The following is a 4,720-nucleotide window of genomic DNA, read 5'->3' on the forward strand; positions in this document are numbered from 1 at the left end:
ATCGCCCGGGCGTTGGCCAGCGCGCAGTAGTCCAGCCCGGGGCAGGCGATGATGTCGGAGGCCAGGCTGATGTTGGGCGTCGCCAGATCCGCCGCGCTCAGCGCCGCCCAGACCTCCGGCAGGTCGTCCAGCCGGATGTGGGGCAGCACCAGGTTCTGCTCGTGGGTGACTCGGATGTCGTCCTGGCCGAAGCGCTCGGCGAGGTCGGCCACCACCTCCATCTGCTCGGCGCTGGCGTCGCCCGGCGTGGCGCCAATGGCCTTGAGGCTGACCTCCACGATGGCGTAGCCGGGCTTCTTGTGCGGCTTGACGTTGTTGCGCACGAAGCGGGCGAAGGCAGGAATCGAAGCTTTCGCGGTATCGAAGGCTTCGGAGAGCACCGGCAGGGTCTGGAAGCTCATCGGCGCGAAGGCGCCGCGGATGCGGGCCAGCTCGGTGTCGGGCAGGTCCGAGACCGTGCCGATCCTGGCCCATTCGGCCTCGACCTGCCGGGTGAACTCCTCAGGCCCCAGCGCCGCCACCAAGATCTTGATGCGGGCCTTGAACATGTTGTCGCGGCGGCCGTGGCGGTTGTACACGCGCAGCACCGCCTCCAGGTACGAGAAGAGGCGGTTGGCCGGCAGGAACTCGCGGATCGTCGGGCCCACATAGGGCGTCCGGCCGAGGCCGCCGCCCACCATCACCTCGAAGCCCAGCGAGCCATCGCGGGCGCGCTTCACCACAAGGCCGATGTCGTGAACCCTGGCCGCCGTGCGGTCCTTGGGCGCGGCGGTGATGGCGATCTTGAACTTGCGCGGCAGGAACGAGAACTCGGGGTGCAGGGTCGACCACTGGCGCATGGCCTCGGCCCAGACGCGGGGGTCGTCCACCTCCTCTGCGGTGGCGCCTGCGAAGGGGTCGGCGGTGATGTTGCGGATGCAGTTGCCGCTGGTCTGGATGGCGTGCATGTCGACGCTGGCCAGGTGATCCAGGATCGCCGGCGTGTCAGCCAGCTTGATCCAGTGGAACTGCAGGTTCTGACGGGTGGTGAAGTGGCCGTAGCCCTTGTCGTAGGTGCGCGCGATCCAGGCGAGCTTGCGAAGCTGCGTGGGGTTCAGGGAGCCGTAGGGGATGGCGATCCGCAGCATGTAGGCGTGCAGCTGCAGATAGAGGCCGTTCATCAGCCGGATGGGCTTGAACTGGTCCTCGGTGATCTCGCCGGCCAACCGACGCGCCACCTGGCCGCGGAACTCCGCCGCCCGGTCGGCCAGCATGTCCTTGTCTAGGGTGTCGTAGCGGTACATCGGCGCCTCACTTGCGCTTGATCAGGTTGACCCGGCCCGTAGAGCGGGCCGCGCCATGGGCATGCTGCAGGGCTTCGATGGCCGCACCGCCCTCCGCCTGCTTGCCGTGGTTCAGGTTGGTGGGGCCCAGCGCGCGGATCCGCTCGCGGTAGGAGAGCGGCGCCCACAGGCCCCCGGCCTCGATCAGGTCGATGGGATAGACGTCCACCACCACCGTCAGCTGGTCCTTGCCGTGCGCTTCGGCGGCCTCGACCCGGGCGTCGTCGTCGAACAGCTCGGCGTCGGAGAACCGCTCGACCCACTGGCCGGCGTTCCAGAACACGACCTCGCCGTCGATCAGCCGGTTGGCGGTAAGCGCCTTCATGCCCGCGCCTCGCGCACGATCGCGTCCATTTCGGCGGCCTCGCCGGCCTGCGCCAGGGCCATGGCCTCACCGACGATGAGCAGGGCCGGGCCGGACACCTGGGCGGCGGCCTCGGCGAGGCCGGCCAGGGTGGTGACGATGCGGCGCTCTCGGGTCCGCGAAGCATTCTCGACGATCAGCGCCGGGGTCGAGCCATCACGGCCGGCGGCCAGCAGGCGCGCAGCGATGGGGACCGCCATGGAGACGCCCATGTAGATCACCACCGTCTGGTTGGGCCGGGCGAGGCTGGCCCAGTCGAGATCCGGCTCGCAGCCCTGGGCTGCATGCCCGGTGACGAAGGTGACGGCCTGGGCCTGTCCGCGGTGAGTCAGGGGGGCGCCCGCCGCGGCGCTGGCGGCGAGCGCCGCGGTGACGCCGGGAACCACGTGGCAGTCCACGCCGGCCTCGCGGCAGGCTTCCAGCTCCTCGCCGCCGCGGCCGAAGATGAACGGGTCGCCGCCCTTCAGCCGGACGACGATGAGGCCGTCGCGGGCAAAGGCTGTCAGCATGCGGTTGATCTCACCTTGCGCATAGGAATGGCGCGACTTGCGCTTGGCGACGCTGATGCGGCGCGCGGCCGGCGGCGCCAGGGCCAGGATCTCGTCGGAGACCAGGCCGTCGTGGACCACAACATCGGCGGTCTGCAGCACCTTGAGCGCCTTGACGGTGAGCAGGTCCGGATCGCCGGGGCCGGCGCCCACCAGCCACACAGCGCCCTGCGGTCGGACATGGACACCGCCGCCCAGGACCACCAGCCGGCCGCCGGCGCGCTTCGGCCTTATGTGTTGCTGCGCCATGGTTTAAGCTTCTCTAACAAGGCCCCTGGTCCGAAACTGGTCGGGACGGACTTGCGCCCGTCCCGCTGTCGCCCGGCGATGAAAAGGGCCGACACATCGCCGTACGCTTGCAAATTGGCCTTGCAGGGCCCAATTCGCAAGCCAAGGACTTCTGCCGGGGCTGTCAGCAAATCTCATGGAACGCAACCCTGGGCGCCGAAGGCTTCCCCCCCTCAATGCGTTGCGCGCCTTCGAGGCCGCGGCCCGCCACCTGAACTTCAGCCGCGCCGCCGACGAACTCTCGGTCACCCCCGGGGCGGTGAGCCAGCAGATCCAGAACCTGGAGGACTTCGTGGGCGCGGCGCTGTTCAAGCGCACCCCCAAGGGCCTGTTGCTCACCGACGCCGCCCAGACCGCCCTGCCCGCCCTGCGCGAAGCCTTCGACCGGCTTGCCGAGGCCGCCTCCCTGCTCACCGCCGCCGTGGACGGCCGCCGGCTGACGCTCACCGCCGCGCCCTCCTTCGCCGCCAAGTGGCTGGTGCCGCGCCTGGGGGCTTTCGAGCGCGCCCATCCGCAGGTGGATGTGTGGCTTTCGGCTGGCCTGGAGCTCGTCGATCTCACCGCCGGCGAGGTAGATATCGCCATCCGCTATGGCGCCGGGCGCTATCCGGGCCTGGAGATCAAACGGCTGATGAGCGAGACGGTGATCCCGGTGGCCAGCCCCGGCCTCCTGGCCGAGCAGCCCCTTGACAGCCCCGCCGACCTTTCCAACCACATCCTGCTGCACGACGGCTCGCCCGATCCGGACGACAGTTGCCCCGACTGGTCCATGTGGCTGGCGGCGCGCGGCCTGCGCGGCATCGACGGCATGCGCGGGCCCCGGTTCAACCAGTCCAGCCTGGTGATCGAGGCGGCGATGAATGGCCGTGGGGTGGCGCTGGCCAAGCGCACCCTGGCCCAGGCCGACATCGACGCGGGCCGGCTGGTGGCGCCCCTGCAGATCGCCACCGCGGTGGACTTCGCCTACTACCTCGTCCATCCCAAGGCCAAGGGCCGGCTGCCCCAGGTGAAGGCCTTCGTGGGCTGGATCGAGGCCGAGGCCCTGGCCCACGAACAGGCGCTGGCGGCCATCGACAACGGCGCCGGCATCTAACCGCTAGACGAGTTTGCGATGACGCTTCCCACCGACGACCGGCCCAAGGCCTGCGACTGCACGACGATGGCCCAGGTTCGCCAGGGGGTGGACGCCCTCGACCGGGACCTGGTGGCCCTGCTGGCCGAGCGCCAGGGCTATATGGACGCCGCGGCGCGCATCAAGCCGGAGCGCAGCGCCGTGCGCGACCCGGCCCGCATCGAGGAGGTGGTGGCCAAGGTGAAGGCCGAGGCCCGTCAGGCCGGCCTCTCGGAAGCCATCGCCGAGCCGGTTTGGCGGACCCTAATCGAGCAGTGCATCGCCTATGAGCTTGGCGTCTGGGACGCCCTGCGCAAGGCCTAGCCGCCGCCGACCCGGGTGAGGTAGCCCTCGATATCGGCCACCGCGGCCTGCAGCTCGCCGCGCACCAGAGTCAGCACCGAGGGGCCCAGCTCTTCCGCCCGCTGCGCCGCCTCCCCCAGCGCGAAGGCTCCCACGCCCCGCGCCGAGCCCTTGATGGTGTGGACGGTGTCCTGCCAGCCGGCGTCGGAGGTGGCCAGCTTGTCGGCCCAGGCCTGGGCCTGGTCGCGGAACAGGGCCAGCACCTCGGTGACCACCCGCATGTCGCCGGCGGCGAAGTCTTCCAGGTACTTGAAATCCACAACGCTTTTCGAGCCTTCGGACGCCACCGCACACCTCGTCTGAACTCGCCTTGCCAAGCCGTCGTTTTCGCGTATTTTCCGCGCCCTCGCCGCCGGCCTGATACTTTGCGCCGGAGCGGAGGCGGGTGCATAGCTCAGTTGGTAGAGCAGCTGACTCTTAATCAGCGGGTCGTAGGTTCGAATCCTACTGCACCCACCATTTCTTCCGATGATTATAAAGGGTTTTTTCCCCAAGCCCAGGCGGCTTGTCGGGCCTGGGATCCATGGCTGGGATCCATCAGCTGGCGAGCGGGTCATTAGAAAATCAGCAAGCCCTGGCGCTGACATGGTACCAGCTACTTTCGCGTCGTTTTCGGGATTCGCCCCGACCGTCGGGTCCGCGTCATACGCCAATTGAAGTGGTGTTTTCGTCCCCGGGACGGCGGCGAGCCGTCGAGCGATAGACATAGAAGCGACCGCTGCAG

The 4,720-nt window shown here is 69.1% G+C and carries 6 protein-coding genes and 1 tRNA gene; 3 read left to right on the forward strand and 4 right to left on the reverse strand.

From position 1 onward, the window contains the following. The 3 genes from ACLL81_RS05030 to cobA form a co-directional block, all read right to left on the reverse strand. The coding region (locus ACLL81_RS05030; RefSeq protein WP_411287250.1) for a nitrite/sulfite reductase at nucleotides 1-1,283 on the reverse strand (1,283 nt) is incomplete at its 3' end. Between the two features lie 7 nt (nucleotides 1,284-1,290). Next, a complete protein-coding gene (locus tag ACLL81_RS05035) occupies nucleotides 1,291-1,647 on the reverse strand; it encodes a DUF2849 domain-containing protein (protein ID WP_411287251.1) in 357 nt (118 codons plus the stop codon). Next, nucleotides 1,644-2,483 carry a uroporphyrinogen-III C-methyltransferase gene (gene cobA, locus ACLL81_RS05040; RefSeq protein WP_411287252.1) on the reverse strand — a complete coding sequence of 280 codons (840 nt, stop codon included), beginning with the start codon at nucleotides 2,481-2,483 and terminating at the stop codon, nucleotides 1,644-1,646. The genes ACLL81_RS05035 and cobA overlap by 4 nt, the downstream gene beginning before the upstream one ends. A gap of 175 nt (nucleotides 2,484-2,658) precedes the next feature. Between cobA and gcvA the strand changes: the two genes are divergently transcribed. Together gcvA and ACLL81_RS05050 are read left to right on the forward strand one after the other, a co-directional pair. Next, nucleotides 2,659-3,615, forward strand: a complete 957-nt coding sequence (gcvA, locus tag ACLL81_RS05045) for a transcriptional regulator GcvA (protein ID WP_411287253.1) — start codon at nucleotides 2,659-2,661, stop codon at nucleotides 3,613-3,615. Nucleotides 3,616-3,633: 18 nt separating this feature from the next. Beyond that, entirely contained in the window at nucleotides 3,634-3,957 is a 324-nt protein-coding gene (locus ACLL81_RS05050; RefSeq protein WP_411287254.1) for a chorismate mutase, read from the forward strand. Here ACLL81_RS05050 and ACLL81_RS05055 read toward each other — a convergent pair. Then, nucleotides 3,954-4,283 carry an Hpt domain-containing protein gene (locus ACLL81_RS05055; protein WP_411287255.1) on the reverse strand — a complete coding sequence of 110 codons (330 nt, stop codon included), beginning with the start codon at nucleotides 4,281-4,283 and terminating at the stop codon, nucleotides 3,954-3,956. The genes ACLL81_RS05050 and ACLL81_RS05055 overlap by 4 nt on opposite strands. Nucleotides 4,284-4,379: 96 nt before the next feature. Between ACLL81_RS05055 and ACLL81_RS05060 the strand changes: the two genes are divergently transcribed. Then, nucleotides 4,380-4,455 (forward strand) — tRNA-Lys (locus ACLL81_RS05060). Nucleotides 4,456-4,720 lie beyond the last annotated feature (265 nt).

Origin of the sequence: Phenylobacterium sp., from assembly GCF_046590535.1 — a bacterium.
Classification (GTDB): domain Bacteria; phylum Pseudomonadota; class Alphaproteobacteria; order Caulobacterales; family Caulobacteraceae; genus Phenylobacterium.

Coding starts and splice junctions, on each gene's coding strand:
- ACLL81_RS05035 (WP_411287251.1), bottom strand. CDS start 1,647: ATGAAGGCGCTTACCGCCAACCGGCTGATCGACGGCGAGGTCGTGTTC.
- cobA (WP_411287252.1), bottom strand. CDS start 2,483: ATGGCGCAGCAACACATAAGGCCGAAGCGCGCCGGCGGCCGGCTGGTG.
- gcvA (WP_411287253.1), top strand. CDS start 2,659: ATGGAACGCAACCCTGGGCGCCGAAGGCTTCCCCCCCTCAATGCGTTG.
- ACLL81_RS05050 (WP_411287254.1), top strand. CDS start 3,634: ATGACGCTTCCCACCGACGACCGGCCCAAGGCCTGCGACTGCACGACG.